Source organism: Chryseobacterium sp. YR221 (genome assembly GCF_900176315.1).
Lineage (GTDB): Bacteria > Bacteroidota > Bacteroidia > Flavobacteriales > Weeksellaceae > Chryseobacterium > Chryseobacterium rhizosphaerae.
Genome location: NZ_FWXM01000008.1, coordinates 143,326 through 162,445 on the forward strand (window position 1 = coordinate 143,326; position 19,120 = coordinate 162,445).

Below are 19,120 nucleotides of genomic sequence, written 5' to 3' on the forward strand. Positions count from 1 at the left end.
CAAATATGTTGCTCCTATGAAAGAATGCAAGCAATAATTTCTGCCAGGATAATTCCGCCGACAGGCTTCAATACCTTTTGATAAGCAGCTAGAATGAAGCATTTTACTGCATCGAAAAGCAAGGTTGATTTTATAATAATTCTACTGATAAAGATTTATGATGTCATATTATTTCTCTCCTCATTGACATAAAAACATAGTCTAAGGTGTCATAAAACCTGACAGCTGACAAAAAATCACTACACAAAAATCAACGGTAAAAATAATTTTTCTTAACACATAAATCTTTTTTACGCACAAATTTCACATTCAAAAAGAGAGCAAACACACGATATTATGCATTGCATTATTTATTATTTGTTTTATCAAGTCCAATATAGAAAGCTTTAAACACTTAACATTTTCACACAATTTTAGAGAGAGAACAATAAATGTATTAATAAATTCTCAATAACGCATTAATTTTTTGTAAACAAAAATTAACCAATAGATGAACAAAAACCTCCGTAATACACTGATATACATCATAATGTTTTACTTTGGCACGTGATTTGAAAACTGTAATATTGCAATTGAAAGATTGATAAAAAAAAGTCAAATAATTAAAAATAATACAAAATGGTAACTTATATCGGTATCGCAACATGTTTAGTAGTGTTCACATCATATTTTATGACAGTAAGAAGAGAAAGAAACTAATTCTAAAAACACAGTAAGCCTATAGAATATCTATACTAATTATATTGTTTTATGTTTTTAGTCTGAAAATCAGGCCTCGCTCTTTTACTCAACAGGGTAAAAGGGCCCAAAAACATAACAAAAAGATCTTAGTTTCATAACACATTTTAATATCCAAAAGAAAAGCTGAACGTATGTTTGGCTTTTCTTTGTTTTAGAGGATACCAGAACTTTACCGGATTCATACATCTTGCAGACCCCGGTTGCTTTTATCTGAAACATTCCGATACTCCTGGCCTATCTATTTATTCTTTTTCAGGATGAAACTTCATTCAATAAAGTTTTATCTTTGTACTCCTTAAGCATTAACTATTTGAATTGCCATCATGAATCTGTACAACCTTATTATTCAGGACAAAGAACAAATAAATCTCAATGATGTATTCCTCAATGAAACCAATAAAGGCTTATTGATACAGCTCATCAAGGAAAACACCTATGTAAAAGAGTTACAGGAGTATGGCCTTCCTGTGAATAATAAGATCCTGCTCCAGGGAAGTTCAGGATGCGGGAAAACAATGACGGCAAAAGCAATAGCCCATGCTTTAGGTAAAAACATTATTATTTTAAACCTGAGTAATATCGTTTCGTCACGTATCGGGGAAACTTCCCAAAATATTAAAATGATATTTGATAAAGCCGCAAGGGAAAGGTCTGTCCTTTTTCTTGATGAACTGGATCAGATCGGAAAAGCAAGAGGTAGCGATGACAAAGATGTCGGCGAGATGAGAAGACTTGTAAACACCCTCATCCAGCTGATTGACTATTATCCTGAAAATGCACTGCTTCTTTGCGCAACGAACCATCCTGAAATAATAGATACTGCCATATTGCGGCGTTTTCAGCTGAAGATCAATTATGAAATGCCTTCTGCAGAATTTCTGGATACGTTCTATGATCAGTTGCTGGCTTCATTTCCTGAAGATCTGAATCATATTGAGCGAAAATACGGAATTTCTTTTGCTGAAGCCAAAGACCATGCCCTCACCGCTGTAAAGTCTGCATTAATCAAAAAACTGGAAGCCAAAGAAACCCTTCAGTCATGAAAGAAGATATTCTCCACAACCTCAGTATCATCAATAAAAGGATAAAAGATGCCTGTGAAAAATCAGGAAGAAATCCCGATGAAGTAAAGCTTTTACTGGCTACAAAAACGGTTTCCCCGGAACACATCAAAGTAGCTTTGGAAAACGGATACCACTTAATTGGAGAAAACAAAGTACAGGAACTGAAGGAGAAATATGAAGATTTGAAAGCTACCCCACACGAGAATCATTTTATCGGGCATCTTCAGACCAATAAAATTAAAGAGATCCTCAAACTCGGGGTCACCTGCATTCAATCTCTTGACCGTTTGGAACTGGCAGAAAAACTTCATCAAAAGTTTTCAGCAGAAAATAAAACCATTGAGGTACTGATCCAGGTGAACACCTCCCATGAGGAAAGTAAATTTGGTATTCCTCCCAATAAAGCCATTGAACTGGTTACCAAAGTTTCTGAATTTTCCACTTTAAAAATCAAAGGCTTAATGACCATAGGTCTGTTCAGTGCCGAGACAGAAAAAATAAGAACGTGTTTTAAAATACTCAAAAACCTGCAACAGGAAATCATAAGGGAAAACATCCCCAATGTGGAAATGAAGGAGCTGTCTATGGGAATGAGTGGAGATCTGGAAACAGCTATTGAGGAAGGAGCCAGCATTGTACGTGTAGGAACAGCCATTTTTGGAGCGAGAATTTATCCGGATACTTATTATTGGAATGAAGGGAATATTGAGTTATGAGTGAAAATAAAGACTATATGTTTCCATTTACCTATACATTTGAAAGGAAAATTACAGCGGACAAGACATTAGAAGATGTAATCCATATCGTACGCAACTCATTCACAGAACGTGGAGTGGATCATATCCATATTGAAGGCAACACCATCACAGGAAAAGATCATCTTATAAAACTGGATTTTTCAAGAAGATCTCCGCTTGTAATATCTCCCGGTAAAGAATATTTTACTTATGATGGAAACACAAAAATTTTAACCTTTAAAACAGAGGCATTTTACCCTATCCTGTTTAATGTAATATATGCAGGAATTCTTTTTTTAATCTTATATAATGTTGTTCATCACTTGATAATAGAACTTGTAGTACCCACTTTATTTTTTATTTTAATCTCTGTAATCAGTTACTTTCAGGATCAGGCAGTTATTGATAAAGTTTCCAGAATTTTAAATAATCACTAGGCTTTAAAGCTTATTAAAACAATCTTATCTTTAGTCTACAAATTCGGTATACTTTTTGATTCATAAAACATTAATAACCAAACAAATGCATTTATGATTAAAAAATTACTCTCGGGCTGTCTGCTGATGACAGTATTATTCTTTTTTTCATGTGAAAAGGAAAACACACAGATGAAAAGTGAAATCTCAATTGAAACTATTTCAATCATAACCTGCCTTACTATGGGTGTTGCTATATTAGTTGCATACAGCTATAGAAGAAGATAATTACATAACAGACTACAATACCTTAAGGGCACCTCTCAAAACAGACAGGTGCTTTTGTTGTCATAGCAGTAATGATATCTTAGCCGGAATCCAGAGTATGGCAGCATTCTTATTTGAGAAAAAGCAGCATTAAAATTCAACTTAATAAGGAATATTTTAACGAAATTATTATGGTTATTTTCTTACATATAAATATAAAAAAAACCATTATACAATTAAAATAAGTCAATTTTCAAACAGCACAAATCCGGTACAATTGTTGATTCCAAAACACTAATAATCAAAGAAATACACTTATGAATGAAAAGACCTTATTGGGATATCTGTTAATCATAGTATCTCTTCTTTTTTCGTGTTCCCAAGAACATATATCAGAAAATAAAAGCGGAATTTCAATGGAAACCATTTCAATCATCACCTTCGTTTTGGTAGGAATTGCCATTTTAGCGGCGTATCCCTACAAGAAAAAATAACGGGGTATGCAATACCATAAAAAAAATGCACCTCCTTATCATGTAAGGAGGTGCATTTTTTTACCGGATATCAGTTTTATTTCTTGATTACTTTAAATGTGCTCACACCTTCTGCTTTTGAAGTTATATTTAAAATATAGGTTCCGGTAGCCAAATCAGAAATATCAATTCTACTTACATTTTGAGATGTTCTTATTTTTTGTCCCAAAGCATTATATACCTCTACTTTTTCAGGAACTGACTGACCATTCAGATAAATAATTCCCGTAGTGGGATTAGGATAAATATGTACCGTAGCTTTTACCTGTTCTTTTGTTCCTAAAAACTGATCAACAATCTTCGTAGAAACAGTATTGGTATGTACTGCCGGATTATAATCAAAATAAATATCCGCTACATTATTCACAATATCATTCATCTGGACATTGGCTTTAGGCTTAATTTTATATGCTATGAATCCGTGAGAATTGGGTTCATCACTGCTTCCCGGAAGGTAGATTGCATTAAAATTAAATGTTACATCATTTCCATTGGCAACTTTCACTTCGCTGGGATGGCTGTAAGATTCTAAACTCAATGTAGACCAATCCAGTTTACTGTCTAAGACATTATGAATCCTTACTTTTTCAGCAAAATGATTTCCTGTGTTCTGGAAACGGATGATATAATGCAGGTATTCGTCTGCATCCTGTAAAAGAATCTGAGAACCTTCCAATACCGTGATATCATTCGGATCATAAGAACCTACAATAGTATGGTTTAAAGCAAACTCGTTATCTGAAGGGGTGGCATCACCGGCAACATTTGCGATTCCATTAATGCTAAGTTGTCCGCCAATACTGTTTACCGGCATTGGGAGGACATTGAATTTTAAATCGATGGTTTTAGTCTGCAGAGGAGCAAAATCCTGATAATTGAAACGTATATTTCCGTTGGTTTGGGATACAACCGGGGACGAAGCCTGCAGAAAATTCATCTTTGACCCGTTGTACGTAAATGAAATTTCCCCACTTAGTTTTTGAGTTCCTGTATTGCGGACAACCATTCTGTATTTGGTATCAAAGCCCGGTCTTGCAGTCAGAACCGGATAGATACTTACGTCAAGGTCTTTATACACCTGATTAGGTGCAATACAGAAATCTGCGGTATCAGTTACACCTGCAGAAGCAAAATTAAAAGTATGATTCTGAGGATTCACCGTATAATTGGGAAGAGAAGCATCTATAAAAGTAGTATGCTGCCCCTGTCCTGATAATATGGAATAGTTTCCGCTTGCATCTGTAAACGTAGAGAATTTACCGGCTGAATTTTGTGTAGAAACCATCATCATAGATGCAGAGGTATCATTGGCATCACACCCGTTATTATCAATGTCTAACTTTATTTTTCCTTTTGTTTTGTTTTGAAATGATTCTGTGGTTCCAAACCAGGAGATCATATCTTCTTTATAATTATCAAGATAAGTGGACCCAGAAATGAGTTCTGGAATTCCATCTCCATTTAAATCGGCACTTAATAAAGATACGACACTTCCCGTATTATTGGTAATCAATTGAGGAGTCGCATCAAAAACTCCGTTTCCGTTGTTCTTATACCATCTTAATTTGGGTTGGGTTTGGGAATTGGTGACAATATCTTTGCGCCCGTCTCCATCAATATCCATAGCTACAATAGCATAAGGAGACACTGCGGTCCCGGTACTAATCACTTTTTCAGGTCCGAACGATCCTTGTCCGTTTATATTTTCAAACCATCCTATTTTATTTCCGTTAGCATTCACAAAGGAAATATCACGGTCTCCGTCTCCATCCAGATCAGCAAAATAAAGTTTTGTAAAACCATTGGAAGAACTTGCTACCACGTGTTCTGCTGTAAAATTACCTAAACCGTCTGTATTTTCGTACCATTTAATTTTCCCATCATTAGTAATAATAATATCCTGATCACCGTCTCCATCCACATCTTCATTCTGTAGTATCCCAACGGAGCCTATGGCAGGATTTAAAAATTCCTGAGGGGCTGAAAAATTTCCGTTTCCTGTATTAAATGCAACTTTCAGCTTAGTAGAAGAGGCCATGAAAGCAATATCTTTTTTGCCATCTCCATTGAAATCACCTATTGTATTCCTATAGGTGGGTTCCATTCCCAGATTGACAATCGGATGCTCAATCGCAAAGTTTCCTGCTCCATCGTTTTCAAGCCAGGCATACCTATAAGTAATGGAAGGATCTGCCTCTCCCATAAATACAACATCATTATCCCCATCATGATCCATGTCTGCCAATGTTACCTGCGACTGTAACCTAATATCATTTCTGATAATCTTCTGTACACCGGAAAAATCCCCTAATCCGTTTGTATTTTTATACCATGCAATTTTATTCTTTCGGGAAAGACTGATAATATCAGCGTCACCATCTCCATCAATATCTCCTGCAGATACAGTATTAAGTGAGTTTACATCCGTTGTAAGAACTTTTTCAGGGGTAAAACTTCCTGTACCATTAATCCCTTCATACCATGCTACTTTATCATCTCCAAAGGACACTGAGATCAGGTCCATTTTTGAATCATTATTGAAATCTGCAGCGTCAAACTGCGTTATCAGTTTAGCATTCTGGGAAACAATCTGCTCAGGACCGAAATTACCATTGCCAAGGTTTTTCTTCCAGGAAAGTTTTTGATCCCAATAGACACAAAATACCAGATCCTCTTTAAGATCTCCATCGAGGTCAAGCATTTTCACACCATATCGCTTAACATTCTGTATAGCATAAGGACCAGCAGGAATATCTGATATCAACTGTGATGTTGAGAAAGTTCCCGCACCATTTGTATTTTTATACCATTTAAACTGCTTAATGTTTCCGTTTTCAAACAAGTGAATAATGTCCAAATCTCCATCACTATCTATATCTCCAACTTCAAAATACTCTCCTAATGCAAAGTCATCAATCGTCTGCTTCAGCGTAAAATTGCCATTCCCGTCATTTTTATACCAGCGTAAAATTCTTGATTCATTAATTCTAACCAAAAGATCCGGTTTATTATCATTGTCCAGATCTCTGAGAATAACAGAATCTGGTTTTTGAAGAGAGGAGAAAATATGCGATCCGGGGGTAAAAGTACCATTCCCATTGTTCTTCAGCCAGGTACCGGAAATGGGTTGATGAAGATAAATATCCTGATCTCCGTCACCATCTATATCGGCAACCCTGAAAAGCGGAATATTCTGATCAGATAAAGCTATAGGCTGGGTAAAAGTGGCGGCTCCTCCACTGCTGGTACCTTTCATAAGGAAAAGTCCCTTTTTTGTACTAAATATAATATCTGTTTTTCCATCTCCATCAAAGTCTGCACTGTTGTAATCTTTAATGTCATCAACTGGAGATTTGTAAATTAATTCAGGATGTTCAAAACCAGTACCTGTATTTTTGATCCAATATAAATCTCTATAATAATTTCTTACCAGTACATCTTTTTTATTATCATTATTAAGATCTCTCGGTATCAGATCTTGTGCATCGGAAATTCCGAAACTTCCGTCTATGATAATATTCTGAGGTAAGCCTGTTTGTGAAAATCCCATGATGCATGACAGGGAGAAAGCAAAAACGATAGATTTCTTCATCGAATAGTTATTTGATTATTAGTTTAATTGTCCGCAAAAATATAAAAATACAAGCAGAAATAAACATTTCATTATTAAACATCATGTTAAAATCAAACAAATAGTAAAATAATAACAATGAGAAAAGATATTGTGTATTTTTTCCTATCAATAACTTACGCTCTGCATTCTATGATGCGAAGCTAAGGATTTTACATTCTGATTATGGTTTCATGTTCTGCAAAGTCTCCTTACTTTGCGGAATTATAAAAATAAAAATCCCTCTCATTTCTGAAAGGGATTTATTATATCTTGAAAAAATTTAGGATTACATATAAGCTTCAATAGGCTCACAAGTACATACTAAATTTCTATCTCCGTACGCTTCATCTACTCTTGATACAGAAGCGAAGAATTTGTGGTCTCTTACCCACTCTAATGGATAAGCTGCCTTTTCTCTGCTGTATGGTTTATCCCAAGAATCTGAGATCACCAACTGCTCTGTATGCGGAGCATTTTTCAATACGTTGTTTGCTGCATCAGCTTCTCCGTTTGCAATTTCATCGATTTCTTTTTTGATAGAAATCAACGCTTCTGCAAAACGGTCAATTTCAGACTTGCTTTCAGATTCTGTAGGCTCAATCATCAATGTACCTGCAACAGGGAAAGAAACGGTAGGAGCATGGAAACCATAATCCATCAATCTCTTCGCTACATCAGCCACTTCAATTCCTAAAGATTTGAACTGACGGAAATCTACGATACACTCATGAGCCACTCTTCCGTGTTCGTTTGAATATAAAATAGGGAAATGCGCTGCCAAAATCTCTTTAAGGTAGTTGGCATTCATGATAGCATGTCCTGTAGCTTTTTTAAGACCGTCTGTTCCTAACATTTTAATATAAGCATAAGAAATGTTAAGGATCAATCCTGAACCGTAAGGTGCTGCAGAAATACCGTCAATAGCTTCTTTAGCTCCAATTCTGATATTAGCATTAGAAGGAAGGAAAGGAACCAGGTGTTTAGCAACACAGATAGGACCTACTCCAGGACCTCCACCTCCGTGAGGAATTGCAAAAGTTTTGTGAAGATTCAGGTGACAAACATCTGCTCCAATGTTTCCCGGACTTGTAAATCCTACCTGAGCGTTCATGTTGGCACCATCCATATATACCTGTCCTCCGTGTTCGTGGATTAAGTTGGTAATTTCTTTAATGTTGGCATCAAAGAATCCGTATGTAGAAGGATAAGTGATCATTACAGCTGATAAATTCGCTGAATGCTGTTCTGTTTTAGCTTTAAGATCTTCGAAGTCAATTTCCCCGTTTTCAAGGTTTTTAACCACTACAATCTTCATTCCTGCCATTGCTGCAGAAGCCGGGTTTGTTCCATGTGCAGACTGTGGGATCAATACTACATTTCTGTGCGTATCTCCTCTTGAAATATGATATTCTCTGATTACCATTAATCCTGCATATTCTCCCTGAGCTCCTGAGTTAGGCTGCAATGAAGTTCCGGCAAAACCGGTAATTTCAGCAAGATCTTTTTCAAGTTCTGCAATCATTTTCTGGTAACCTCCAGCCTGATCTACCGGTACAAATGGGTGTACACTTCCCCAATCTGCCCATGATAATGGTAACATCTGCGTTGCTGCGTTCAGCTTCATTGTACAAGATCCTAAAGAGATCATTGAGTGCGTCAATGATAAATCTTTTCTCTCAAGACGCTTGATGTAACGCATCAATTCTGTTTCCGTATGGTATTTGTTGAATACTTGTTCCGTAAGAATTTCGTCTTTTCTTAAATTCTCTTCAGGAATACTATATCCTTCTTTGATTTCTAATTTGAAAGTCTGCTTATCTTTAAACTGAGCAAAAGAAGCCATCAGATAGTTTAATTTCTCTAATGTAGTACTTTCGTTGATAGCAATGCTTACAACATCTTCTGTGAAGTAATTAAGGTTGATTCTGTGATCCTGCATCATTCTCATCAATCTTCCTTTCTCATCTTCAGTCATGATGATTTTTACGGTATCGAAGATTGGCTCTTCTACAGTCTGATATCCTAATGCTTTAAGACCGTTTTTCAAAGCGTTTGCTTTGAAGTGAATTTGGTCAGCGATATAGTTTAATCCTTTAGGACCATGATATACGGCATACATTCCTGCCATTACAGCCAATAGAACCTGAGCAGTACAGATGTTGGAAGTTGCTCTTTCTCTCTTGATGTGCTGTTCTCTGGTTTGTAGTGCCATTCTCAATGCACGTTTTCCGTACATATCCTGAGAAACCCCAATAATTCTTCCCGGGATATCTCTTTTATAATCTTCTCTACAAGCAAAGAATGCTGCGTGAGGACCTCCATACCCTAATGGAATACCGAATCTCTGTGAAGTTCCTACTGCACAGTCTGCACCCATTTCAGCCGGAGACTTCAGTTTAACCAAAGCCATAGGATCACAAGCAACAGCTACCTGAAGATCAAGTTTTTTATAGTTTACGATATCTTCGGTGTAATCTAAAACAACCCCGTTTTTACCCGGATACTGCAATAGAACCCCATAATAAGTACCGTCAAACTGATGCGTTTTATGATCACCGATTACCACTTCAATTTCCAGTCCTTCAGCTTTTGTTTTCAGTACAGAAACTGTTTGAGGAAGAACAAGGTCAGAAATAAAGAACTTATTGGCTCCTGCTTTTTTCTGATCTTTAGTTCTGTTGTTGAAGAACATATGCATTGCTTCAGCAGCTGCAGTAGACTCATCCAATAGAGATGCATTCGCTAATCCAAAACCTGTAAGATCACATACTACAGTCTGGAAATTAAGAAGAGCTTCCAGTCTTCCCTGTGCAATCTCTGCCTGATACGGTGTATATGCCGTATACCAGCTTGGATTTTCAAAGATATTTCTCTGAATTGCTGATGGTAAAAGTGTATTGTGGTATCCGAATCCAATGTAACTTGTAAAATCAGTGTTTTTAGATGCCAATTCTTTCGAGTGGTTCAGCATTTCGTATTCCGAAAGCGGTGCCGAGATCTCAAGATCTTTCTCTAAACGGATAGAAGAAGGAATGGTCTGAGAAATTAACTCTTCAATACTAGAAACGCCAAGTTTTTCCAACATCGCCTGTTTATCGGCTTCATTAAGGGAAATGTGACGGCTCACAAACTGTTCTGTATTCATTTTTATTTATTAGATTTTGTTTGTAAAAAAGATGGCTAAAATTACAATTTTTTGAACGATTGTACAACAGCATTCAACGGATGGTCATTCACAAAAATACTTGACTGTTATAAGAGAATTTACTTTTAATAAGATCAAGACGGGTTTAAAGCATTATAAACAAAGATTACAACTATTCTATACATAATACTCAAAAATACAGAGAATTTAACATCAACAAAACACTAGTTGATCAATTGAAATATAATGAATTCGCAGATTATTTTTACCATCATGAATTATGTATAATTTATGCAGAAAAAATAAAACCAATAGGGAAATGTGCGAAATAAACTGAGCAATTGATTTAATTTATCGGGCTGGTTTATCGCTCTAAAAGGGATCTTCCACTGCTATACATCAGGTTTTTAGAAAATTATGAAATTTTATTAATTATATTTATTCTAAATTAATATATTTGCAACATGAATATGATTACTCCATTTAAAGTACCGCCTTTAGCACCTGTCTATGCTTTTCAGAATGAAGAGATGTTCTGTGAAAAGAAATCTTGCTGTAAAAAATTCAAAAAAGGTAAAAGATGTAAAAAATGTCCCGGAAGAAAGAAAATGGCATAGATTAGCTAAAGTTCTTTAGTAAGATATATACAGCAATAGCCAATATCATTATTCCCAAAAGCAACATTACAATTTTAGGCTGACCAGCCTTATTTATCCTTGTTCTTGGTTGGGGTTTAAACATTTCTTCTACTGTGTTTTTGAATTTTTCAGAATCATTTTCAAAAACTTCTGTAATCGTAATTCCCTGAACAACGGTTTTATGTAAAAGAGAATTGGTAGCGTGAAGTAAAAGCTGGAATTTTCCATCCTTAAATTCTGTAATCTTAAATATTCTTTCTCCATACGGCTTTTCCAGTCCAAAAGGCAATACTTTCACTACATCAGCATTCGTCGTTTGCCAGCTGATGATAATCTCCTCTCCTTTTTTAGCATGAATTTTATTGGCAGAAAAAGTTTTGATTGCAGGGGGAACATTATACCTGAAACTTCTTTGATGGCTTTCTAAATTCTGATTGTAAGAATGTCTTCTTGCAGGATCACTCAACGTTTCATACGCTTCCTGAATCTCACGGAAACGGTCAGCAAAAAAATCATCATTATCATTTTTATCCGGATGATACTTTAAAGACAGCTTCCGGTAGGCCTTTTTAATATCCTCTTCAGAAGCTTCCTGCGATATACCGAGAAAATAGTAGTAATCTTTCATTGAGCAATACAAAAATAAGAATTTATTTTTCCTTGGATAAGATCTTATAGTAAAAAGTGTATGATCTTTGATAGAATATATCCATTACTCCTCTCTCCTAAAGACTTAAACTTGAAAAATATAACACGAATTTATCCCCTTGCAGGTTGAGTTGGTCTTATTGATTAAATGATACAGAATCATTCTTATGCATGATCCACATCATTTCCCTGAGGAAAATTAAACATCACACCATCATAATAAAAACTAATGACAAATCCACTCCTTAGTGGGAATAATCCAGTCATCAAGAGCCTTAAACAGAAAACCATGATTCAGACCTGTCTTAAGTTCAATTTCCTTAAAGTCTTTTATATCCGACCGGCTGAATCGTTGTTCTTCTGAAAGGGCAACATGGCCGTCATCAGATTGTTCAGTGATCGATAATATCTTTCCATAAAGTCTAAAATTTTTGTCTTTCTCCAGAGAATCATCTTTAAAAGTTGAGCCTATTAATACAAATTTTAAACCTGGGTTTTTCTCATAATAAGATACATACTGCGCAATATAACCGCCCTGGGAAGTTCCAACAACTGTAATATTATTAACGGAAACTCCTTTTTTAATCAAACTGTCAATTTGCGTCTTTACCTTTAAGGCATACAGAGCAGGATTGGTATCGGGTTTCCGTTTTTCAGAAATAACAACTCTATTTTCTCCTTTAAGCTTCGTAAGAATCGACTCATATTCCGCAATACCGTACTTCGGATGTTTTTCTTTTAAAGAATGATCCTCTAAAAATTTATTATGCAAAAAGAAAATATACTGTTTTTGCCGACATTTCTGGCCCGACACAAACATTGAGGAAAATACTACTAAGGCAATAAAGATATGTTGATATTTCATCATAATTCCTGAAGATAATGCTTAAACAAATATAGCACTTAAATGACTAATCATACGTTGGGTACCGGTGAGGTTTCAGACCATTATATACAAAAATTCCGGCGCGGGAAGCTCTGCTTCCCGCGCCGGAATTAAACAATTTCAATTTAGCTTTTCACATATTATGCTTCAAAGGTATTATCCTTTCTGCAGCATCTTGAACTGAATTCTTTTTTAAACTTTCCTTTCAGTTCCTGATACTCCTCTTCATTCATTTCCCTGATTTTATCGGCTAATCCGAAAGGGGATTTTTCTTTGATTCCGTATTCATCAAAGACACCTCTGATAAATCTTTTTCTTTGTGCCGCTTTTTTAGCTATGAGTGCTACTCCTACAACGGCTAGTGCTCCAAGAGCTCCTTTTAATGCTGAATTTTTCATTTTTCTAAATTTTAAATTTTACTACTTCTTATTTTTTATATAGACGAATGAATTTTAATTTTACTTTACTACTTCTTTAAAATTTTTAAATTATTCGTTGTTTCTGTTGAAGAATCCTCCTGAGCATTTATTTCTCCAGACTTCCTTGAATTTTTCTCTTTCTTCAGGGGATAATCCTTCCATTTTTTCTCTCATTTTTCTTTCCTTGAAATCTTTCATCCCTTTCCCAAAATGGAAACCTCCAAAAAGAATCTTACTTAAAACAAGTATTCCCATGGCCTGCCAGAATGTAATGGACTTTACCCCTAAAATTTCGGGAAGCAGACAGTTCCAAAGCATCATTACAATCCATGTAACGGCTAAGAGGATTAATGGTGGACATAACAATAAAAAAATCCAGCCCTTTTTGTGTTTATGATTCATAATTTCTTTTTCTAACTTTTTAAATCTTCGTATAATTTTCTCAATCTGTTTCTCAGATGCTTCACAGCATAGTTTTTTCTACTGATGATGGTTTTGATATTTTCTCCCTGTTCATCGGCGATCTCCTGGAGGGTTTTGTCGTTCAGTTCATTTTCTACGTAGACCAGCCTTTGTTTTTCGGGAAGTTCATCAAGTGCTTCAAACAGCTTTTTCCAGATTTCATCCTGAAACATCTTCACTTCAGGACCTGCGCTTTCATCCATCAATAAGATATCTTTGATGGAAAAGCTTCCGTCTTCATCCTCATAGACGAAATCTTCAAGATTTTCTGTTTTCTTTTTCCGGTAACGGTCTGTTATTTTATTCGCCGTCACTCTGTACAACCAGCCTCCTACATTCACAATCTCAGAAAGATTGGTAAGGCTACTGAACTGATACCACACTTCCTGCAGAATATCTTCTGCATCTTCCGTGTTTTTCACTTTAGGACGAATATAAGACATCAGTTTCCCTCCGTAGCTTGAAACGGTTTGTGAGATGATACTTTCTTTCTCCTTCTGTGGCATTGTTATTTTTTCGACAACCTCCATACTGACAAGACGGCTATCCTTTTGGTTTTACTTTAATAAATTTAAAATATTTTTCTCAAAATCCAATTTTTCTTTTATCCATCGGATTTTTATCTCAGACTTTTTTTCCTACAACTCACTCAATACTAATCACTAATTACTCATGTTCCGGGGAGCTGCTTCCTGCTATCCGTTCATACTCCTCGCGCCCGGGCATTCTTAAAAGAGCCATTCCATGCTGTGGGGTAACCACTGCTATCAGGGCTAGGGTATTGGTGGGTATACTCATTATGGGCAACACAATGTATCCATAACCCTTTGCTTTTATTATCTTTATTTTACCCTTTATCATTCAATGCTAGCCATTCTCAGAAATCTATATTTATTTTTTAATAACACTATCTAGATTCCTGCGGAATGACAAAGATAACACCAGTCAAAAAAACTATCGAACATTACATTTTATCGCAGATAAAATCTTTGCGTCTTAAAAATACCAGCCTGTAAAATCTTCTTGCGCCTTTGCGTTTTTTCCAACTCTCCACACCTAACCTACTCTTAGATACACAACACCTTACACCTCCATATCCGTCGATTCTATTTTTTAATAATATGGTTTAAATTCCTACGGAATGACAAAGACAACGCCACTCAAAAAAAACTATGGAATACTACATTTTATCGCAGATAAAATCTTTGCGCCTTAAAAATACCCAGCCTGTAAAATCTTCTTGCACCTTTGCGTTTCCTCCAACTCTCCACACCTAACCTACTCTTAGAAACAGAACACCTGACACCTTCAAATCAATCAATCCTATTTCTTAATAATATGGTTTAAATTCCTACGGAATGACAAAGACAATGCCACTCAAAAACCTATGGAACATTACATTTTATCGCAGATAAAATCCTTGCGCCTTAAAAATACCCAGTCTGTAAAATCTTCTTGCGCCTTTGCGTTTTTTCCAACTCTCCACACCTAACCTACTCTTAGAAACAGAACACCTGACACCTTCAAATCAATCCTATTTCTTAATAATATGGTTTAAATTCCTACGGAATGACAAAGACAATGCCACTCAAAAACCTATCGAACATTACATTTTATCGCAGATAAAATCCTTGCGCCTTAAAAATACCCAGCCTGTAAAATCTTCTCGCGCCTTTGCGTTTTTTCCAACTCTCCACACCTATAACCTACTCTTAGAAACAGAACTTACACCAGATGGTAAACAGCAAAACGGAGAGCTAAGTGCTCTCCGTTATTTTATAAAATGCTATCCTTCTTATTTACTTTTATTAAAGTTTTCTGCAAAAAATCCTAACATAGACTTATAAAGCTCTATTCTGTTGGGTTCTTTTCCAAATCCGTGTCCTTCATCGTATTTTACCATATAAGGAACTTCGAATCCTTTAGCGCGCATCGCTTTAACAATCTGGTCAGATTCATTGATATTCACTCTTGGGTCATTGGCGCCCTGAACTACAAATAATGGCTTTTTGATTTTATCAATCTGGTAAACCGGTGAAACTTCCTTGGCAATTTTAGCTTCCTCAGGATTATCCAGATCATACCAGATCTGTTTTACCATTTCTTTGTAAGGTTTCCAGTATTCAGGGAAAGAAGCAAAGAAGGTAAAGATATTGGATACCCCCACATAATCCACTCCACAAGCATACAGATCCGGAGTTTTAATCAAGCCCATCAAAGTAGCATAGCCTCCATGACTTCCTCCATAGATGGCCACTTTATCTTTATCTACCCATCCCTGGCTAATGGCATATTTCACCCCGTCTTCCACGTCATCCATGGCCTTTCTTCCAATCTGTTTATACCCAGCTTTCTGGAATCCCTTTCCATAGCCTCCGGAAATTCTGAAATTCACCTGAAGAGTTGCATATCCTCTGCTGGCAAACAATTGTGTTTCAGGGTTGAAGCCCCAATCATCTCTGATTCCCTGCGGACCACCATGAGGGTTTACTACCAAGGGAACTTTCTTACCCTCTAAAGCCGCTTTAGGTAATGTAATATACCCATGAATTGTCAATCCGTCTCTGCTTTTGAATTCAATAGGTCTCATTTCTGCCATATCCTCTTCTTTAAGTTGTGGCATAAGGTTATAAAGAAGTTTTAATTCCTTGGTTTTGGTATCATACTCATAGTAAGTTCCGTAGAGCTTATCACTTGCAACAATAACCAATAGTTTTTCATTATTATCATCTGAAGAAACAATTCCGAATTCTTTATCTTTAAACTGAGCTTTTAATTTATCATCTATTTCTTTGTAAAATTTACTTACAGGAACGGTTTCTCCTTTTACCCCGTTATAACTGATATAGTCCAGCTCATAATTTCTGTTTTTACCGGCAACACTTATGGAGTTTACATCATATACAGGATGAGAATACACCTCTTTGATTACCGCATTTTTCTTTAGATCATATAAAACGATCTTTGATTTGTCACTGTCTAAATTGGTCACCACATACGCTTCATCTTTATTTTTAGAATTATCATTAAACCTGATAATATTGAAGGTATCAGACCAGTCCGTTGATTTCAGAAGATTGAATTTTCCGGTTTGTAAATCTTTATAATACGTTTTGGTAGTAAGACCGTTTTCAAGAACCGTATATCCTCTTAAATTTCCGTCTTTATCAAAAATATAGTCATCAATAGGGCTATTGACATCCTTATTTTCATACAGCTGGGTTATTTCGCCGGTAACAAAATTGATTTTATAGGGTTCAAAGATCTGTTTGTTATTTTTATTCATGGTCACCACTACAAAATCAGTATCTTTTATAGGTCTGATTGTGCCCAGTGTTATTCCTTCAAACGGTGTTAAATCTTTAAGATTCCCTCCGTCAGTATCGGCTGCATACAGGTGGATATTTTCATTTCCTCCTTTATCCTGGGTATAAAAAAGACGGTTTTTATTAAGCCAGCCATAGTTTTTGATCAGGTCATCTTTTTCTACAATTGCTTTGGTAATTTTTCCTGTACCCAGTTCTTTGACGTACACATGATTTTTCATGTCCTTATCTTTCTCCTTGTAGGAAAGGTATTTTCCGTCAGGAGAAATTTTAAATGCCGAAGCTTTGGGTCTTGCAAAATAATCTTCAACTTTATATTTGAAAGTTCCTTTATCATAAGAAACAAGTTTCTCCAAACTAGCTTTTGAAGACGGTAATGTAGGATCACCAGGTAATTTGGCTGTTGTACTTTGTGCGTGGATCATAATAGCAGAGATTACAATATTGGCGGTGGTTAAAATTTTGGAATTTAGATTCATAACTTATGTATTAAAGTTAAAATTATGTTTTGTATTTAAACTTTTAAATCAACAAAAGAATAAACACTTCTTTACAATTAGACATACAACAGCCTCAAAACGTTACATTATTTAACACCAGTTGAGGAAATATTTTTTAACAATAAAAAAGACAGCCCAAAAAGACTGTCATTTTATTTAGTGTAAATAAATTCCAAAATACCACGTCCAGCCTATTAAAATCAGCTGCATCGGAATTCTCTGAACATAAAGATACCGCATTCCGGGGCCGGTATAATCTGCTTTAAAAATATTAATCTTTCTCCTTGAAGAGTTGATATTGGCTATAAATACCAATACATAAAAAACAATCAGTAAGATCGCAGTAATTTCCCTTATCGCCGGAATCATCAATCCTATTCCTGCTGCAATTTCCAACACTCCGGTAAAATACACCCAAAACATTCGTCCGGGAATAAATTCCGGGATCATCATCGCCATTCCTTTCTGAAATTTAAAATGGGATAATCCCGTAAAAATGATGAAAACCGCCATTCCGAGGTTTCCTGAAAATAAAAAGTCAGGCTTCCCCTGGAATACCATTGTTCCCAGTAACGCCAGAATGAATGTGCCAAAAAGGACTGTTAGTAGTTTCATACTTTTCTTTTAGGTTGCAGACTGCAGGTAATAGATTGCAGAGATTAGGAAAATTACAATTTTTTAATGATCTGCAGCCTAAATCTACCAGTCTATACATAGCAAATATGTACTATGCTTTTTATACGGAACCTAGATTCACTCCTTCTGCCAGACTTTTAACGGTCATCAGGCCTTTTGTAAAGCCTGTATTCATATGGTCTTCCCAATCTTTTTCCACCTGCACTTCTGCATGAAGCTTTGTTTTTCCACCAAAATCGATGAGAAAATATTTTTCAAAACAGCCGTTCCACTCCATAACTTCCTTACTCTGGGTATCCTCATTGCCATCTTTATCCACCATTCCCAGGTGTTTAAAAACAATCTGCGTAGGCTCTTCCAGGCTATCTATGGTAGAAACCATACCTTCTCCTTTATCATTAAGAAAATATGTTTTCCCACCAACTTTCCAGTCGGATTTCATAATAGATCCCGGACCAAAATATTTGGTCCATTCACTATAGGTATCAGGACTCCAAAGGATGTCCCAAACTTTTTGCAAGGGAGCATCTATTATTGTTTCATACGATAAGGTTTCCATATTGTAATTTTTTTGTGGTTCGTTTGTTTATACAGTTTTTACATCATAGGGGTCCCAGTTTCTGTTTAAAGCTGATTTTCGGAAAGATGTTTCACGATATTTAATGCCTTTGGAAATTTTTCTTCAAAAAAATCTTTAAATTCTTCCGGAGTCTGAATTTTTACCGTCAGTAACGTTCCGTCTTCCACTTCCTCAAGGAAATAAGACTCTGTTGCATCCCCCCAGTTCTGAGCAACTTCAATTCCTTCATATATTTCTCCCAGGTGCAGAAATTTTATTTCCTGATTAGGTATAATTTTTTCTACCCTGCTGTACATTCCATTATGTTTGGGGTCATAGAATTTTATAATATTATTTTCTTCCAGTGTCCCTTCATAAAAGGAGCCCTCTGTAAAGGCTGTTGTCCACTGCCTGTAGGTAATATCTCCCCAAAGGACACTCCATACTTTTTCCGGTTCTGCATTAATCTCGATTTCGTATGATAATTTTTCCATAGTATTTATTATTTATTGTCATTAGGTTGCAGACGG

General features: G+C 35.8%; 16 protein-coding genes. 4 read left to right on the top strand and 12 right to left on the bottom strand.

Annotated features, from left to right (window positions below; genetic code table 11):
* Positions 1-1,064 precede the first annotated feature (1,064 nt).
* The 4 genes from B8967_RS20715 to B8967_RS22615 all read left to right on the top strand — a co-directional run bounded on the left by B8967_RS20715 (position 1,065) and on the right by B8967_RS22615 (position 3,719).
* The gene (locus B8967_RS20715) at positions 1,065-1,784 is read left to right on the top strand and encodes an AAA family ATPase (RefSeq protein WP_084087678.1); all 720 of its coding nucleotides are present in this window, start codon (positions 1,065-1,067) and stop codon (positions 1,782-1,784) included.
* Positions 1,781-2,521 carry a YggS family pyridoxal phosphate-dependent enzyme gene (locus B8967_RS20720; RefSeq protein WP_084087680.1) on the top strand — a complete coding sequence of 247 codons (741 nt, stop codon included), beginning with the start codon at positions 1,781-1,783 and terminating at the stop codon, positions 2,519-2,521. Before B8967_RS20715 ends, B8967_RS20720 begins: the two co-directional genes overlap by 4 nt.
* A complete protein-coding gene (locus B8967_RS20725; protein WP_084087681.1) occupies positions 2,518-2,979 on the top strand; it encodes a hypothetical protein in 462 nt (153 codons plus the stop codon). Before B8967_RS20720 ends, B8967_RS20725 begins: the two co-directional genes overlap by 4 nt.
* 563 nt (positions 2,980-3,542) lie before the next feature.
* Positions 3,543-3,719, top strand: a complete 177-nt coding sequence (locus B8967_RS22615; protein ID WP_179140096.1) for a hypothetical protein — start codon at positions 3,543-3,545, stop codon at positions 3,717-3,719.
* A gap of 76 nt (positions 3,720-3,795) precedes the next feature.
* On the opposite strand, the gene B8967_RS20730 is transcribed toward B8967_RS22615, so the two are convergent.
* The 12 genes from B8967_RS20730 to B8967_RS20785 all read right to left on the bottom strand — a co-directional run bounded on the left by B8967_RS20730 (position 3,796) and on the right by B8967_RS20785 (position 19,084).
* The gene (locus tag B8967_RS20730) at positions 3,796-7,350 is read right to left on the bottom strand and encodes a T9SS type A sorting domain-containing protein (protein ID WP_084087683.1); all 3,555 of its coding nucleotides are present in this window, start codon (positions 7,348-7,350) and stop codon (positions 3,796-3,798) included.
* 307 nt (positions 7,351-7,657) lie between these two features.
* Positions 7,658-10,516 (bottom strand): aminomethyl-transferring glycine dehydrogenase, encoded by a 2,859-nt coding sequence (gcvP, locus tag B8967_RS20735; RefSeq protein WP_047486031.1) that lies wholly within the window; start codon positions 10,514-10,516, stop codon positions 7,658-7,660.
* Between the two features lie 618 nt (positions 10,517-11,134).
* On the bottom strand, positions 11,135-11,782 hold the full coding sequence (locus tag B8967_RS20740) for a J domain-containing protein (protein ID WP_047486033.1): 648 nt from the start codon (positions 11,780-11,782) through the stop codon (positions 11,135-11,137).
* 246 nt (positions 11,783-12,028) lie between these two features.
* Positions 12,029-12,574 carry an alpha/beta hydrolase gene (locus B8967_RS20745; RefSeq protein ID WP_143330566.1) on the bottom strand — a complete coding sequence of 182 codons (546 nt, stop codon included), beginning with the start codon at positions 12,572-12,574 and terminating at the stop codon, positions 12,029-12,031.
* Positions 12,575-12,828: 254 nt separating this feature from the next.
* Positions 12,829-13,086, bottom strand: coding sequence for a hypothetical protein (locus B8967_RS20750; protein ID WP_047486035.1), 258 nt, complete (start codon positions 13,084-13,086; stop codon positions 12,829-12,831).
* 90 nt (positions 13,087-13,176) lie between these two features.
* Complete coding sequence (locus tag B8967_RS20755) at positions 13,177-13,509, bottom strand: hypothetical protein (protein WP_047486038.1); 333 nt, start codon at positions 13,507-13,509, stop codon at positions 13,177-13,179.
* Positions 13,510-13,520: 11 nt separating this feature from the next.
* On the bottom strand, positions 13,521-14,075 hold the full coding sequence (locus tag B8967_RS20760; protein WP_228406274.1) for an RNA polymerase sigma factor: 555 nt from the start codon (positions 14,073-14,075) through the stop codon (positions 13,521-13,523).
* 160 nt (positions 14,076-14,235) lie between these two features.
* Positions 14,236-14,367 carry a hypothetical protein gene (locus B8967_RS22720; RefSeq protein WP_262484702.1) on the bottom strand — a complete coding sequence of 44 codons (132 nt, stop codon included), beginning with the start codon at positions 14,365-14,367 and terminating at the stop codon, positions 14,236-14,238.
* A 997-nt stretch (positions 14,368-15,364) separates the two neighbouring features.
* The gene (locus B8967_RS20770; RefSeq protein WP_084087689.1) at positions 15,365-17,374 is read right to left on the bottom strand and encodes a S9 family peptidase; all 2,010 of its coding nucleotides are present in this window, start codon (positions 17,372-17,374) and stop codon (positions 15,365-15,367) included.
* Positions 17,375-17,551: 177 nt separating this feature from the next.
* Entirely contained in the window at positions 17,552-18,010 is a 459-nt protein-coding gene (locus B8967_RS20775) for a DoxX family protein (RefSeq protein WP_047486046.1), read from the bottom strand.
* A 121-nt stretch (positions 18,011-18,131) separates the two neighbouring features.
* Positions 18,132-18,590, bottom strand: coding sequence for an SRPBCC family protein (locus tag B8967_RS20780; RefSeq protein WP_047486048.1), 459 nt, complete (start codon positions 18,588-18,590; stop codon positions 18,132-18,134).
* Between the two features lie 65 nt (positions 18,591-18,655).
* Positions 18,656-19,084, bottom strand: coding sequence for an SRPBCC family protein (locus tag B8967_RS20785; RefSeq protein WP_084087691.1), 429 nt, complete (start codon positions 19,082-19,084; stop codon positions 18,656-18,658).
* Positions 19,085-19,120 lie beyond the last annotated feature (36 nt).

Coding starts and splice junctions, on each gene's coding strand:
- B8967_RS20715 (WP_084087678.1), top strand. CDS start 1,065: ATGAATCTGTACAACCTTATTATTCAGGACAAAGAACAAATAAATCTC.
- B8967_RS20720 (WP_084087680.1), top strand. CDS start 1,781: ATGAAAGAAGATATTCTCCACAACCTCAGTATCATCAATAAAAGGATA.
- B8967_RS20725 (WP_084087681.1), top strand. CDS start 2,518: ATGAGTGAAAATAAAGACTATATGTTTCCATTTACCTATACATTTGAA.
- B8967_RS22615 (WP_179140096.1), top strand. CDS start 3,543: ATGAATGAAAAGACCTTATTGGGATATCTGTTAATCATAGTATCTCTT.
- B8967_RS20730 (WP_084087683.1), bottom strand. CDS start 7,350: ATGAAGAAATCTATCGTTTTTGCTTTCTCCCTGTCATGCATCATGGGA.
- gcvP (WP_047486031.1), bottom strand. CDS start 10,516: ATGAATACAGAACAGTTTGTGAGCCGTCACATTTCCCTTAATGAAGCC.
- B8967_RS20740 (WP_047486033.1), bottom strand. CDS start 11,782: ATGAAAGATTACTACTATTTTCTCGGTATATCGCAGGAAGCTTCTGAA.
- B8967_RS20750 (WP_047486035.1), bottom strand. CDS start 13,086: ATGAAAAATTCAGCATTAAAAGGAGCTCTTGGAGCACTAGCCGTTGTA.
- B8967_RS20755 (WP_047486038.1), bottom strand. CDS start 13,509: ATGAATCATAAACACAAAAAGGGCTGGATTTTTTTATTGTTATGTCCA.
- B8967_RS20760 (WP_228406274.1), bottom strand. CDS start 14,075: ATGCCACAGAAGGAGAAAGAAAGTATCATCTCACAAACCGTTTCAAGC.
- B8967_RS22720 (WP_262484702.1), bottom strand. CDS start 14,367: ATGAGTATACCCACCAATACCCTAGCCCTGATAGCAGTGGTTACCCCA.
- B8967_RS20770 (WP_084087689.1), bottom strand. CDS start 17,374: ATGAATCTAAATTCCAAAATTTTAACCACCGCCAATATTGTAATCTCT.
- B8967_RS20775 (WP_047486046.1), bottom strand. CDS start 18,010: ATGAAACTACTAACAGTCCTTTTTGGCACATTCATTCTGGCGTTACTG.
- B8967_RS20780 (WP_047486048.1), bottom strand. CDS start 18,590: ATGGAAACCTTATCGTATGAAACAATAATAGATGCTCCCTTGCAAAAA.
- B8967_RS20785 (WP_084087691.1), bottom strand. CDS start 19,084: ATGGAAAAATTATCATACGAAATCGAGATTAATGCAGAACCGGAAAAA.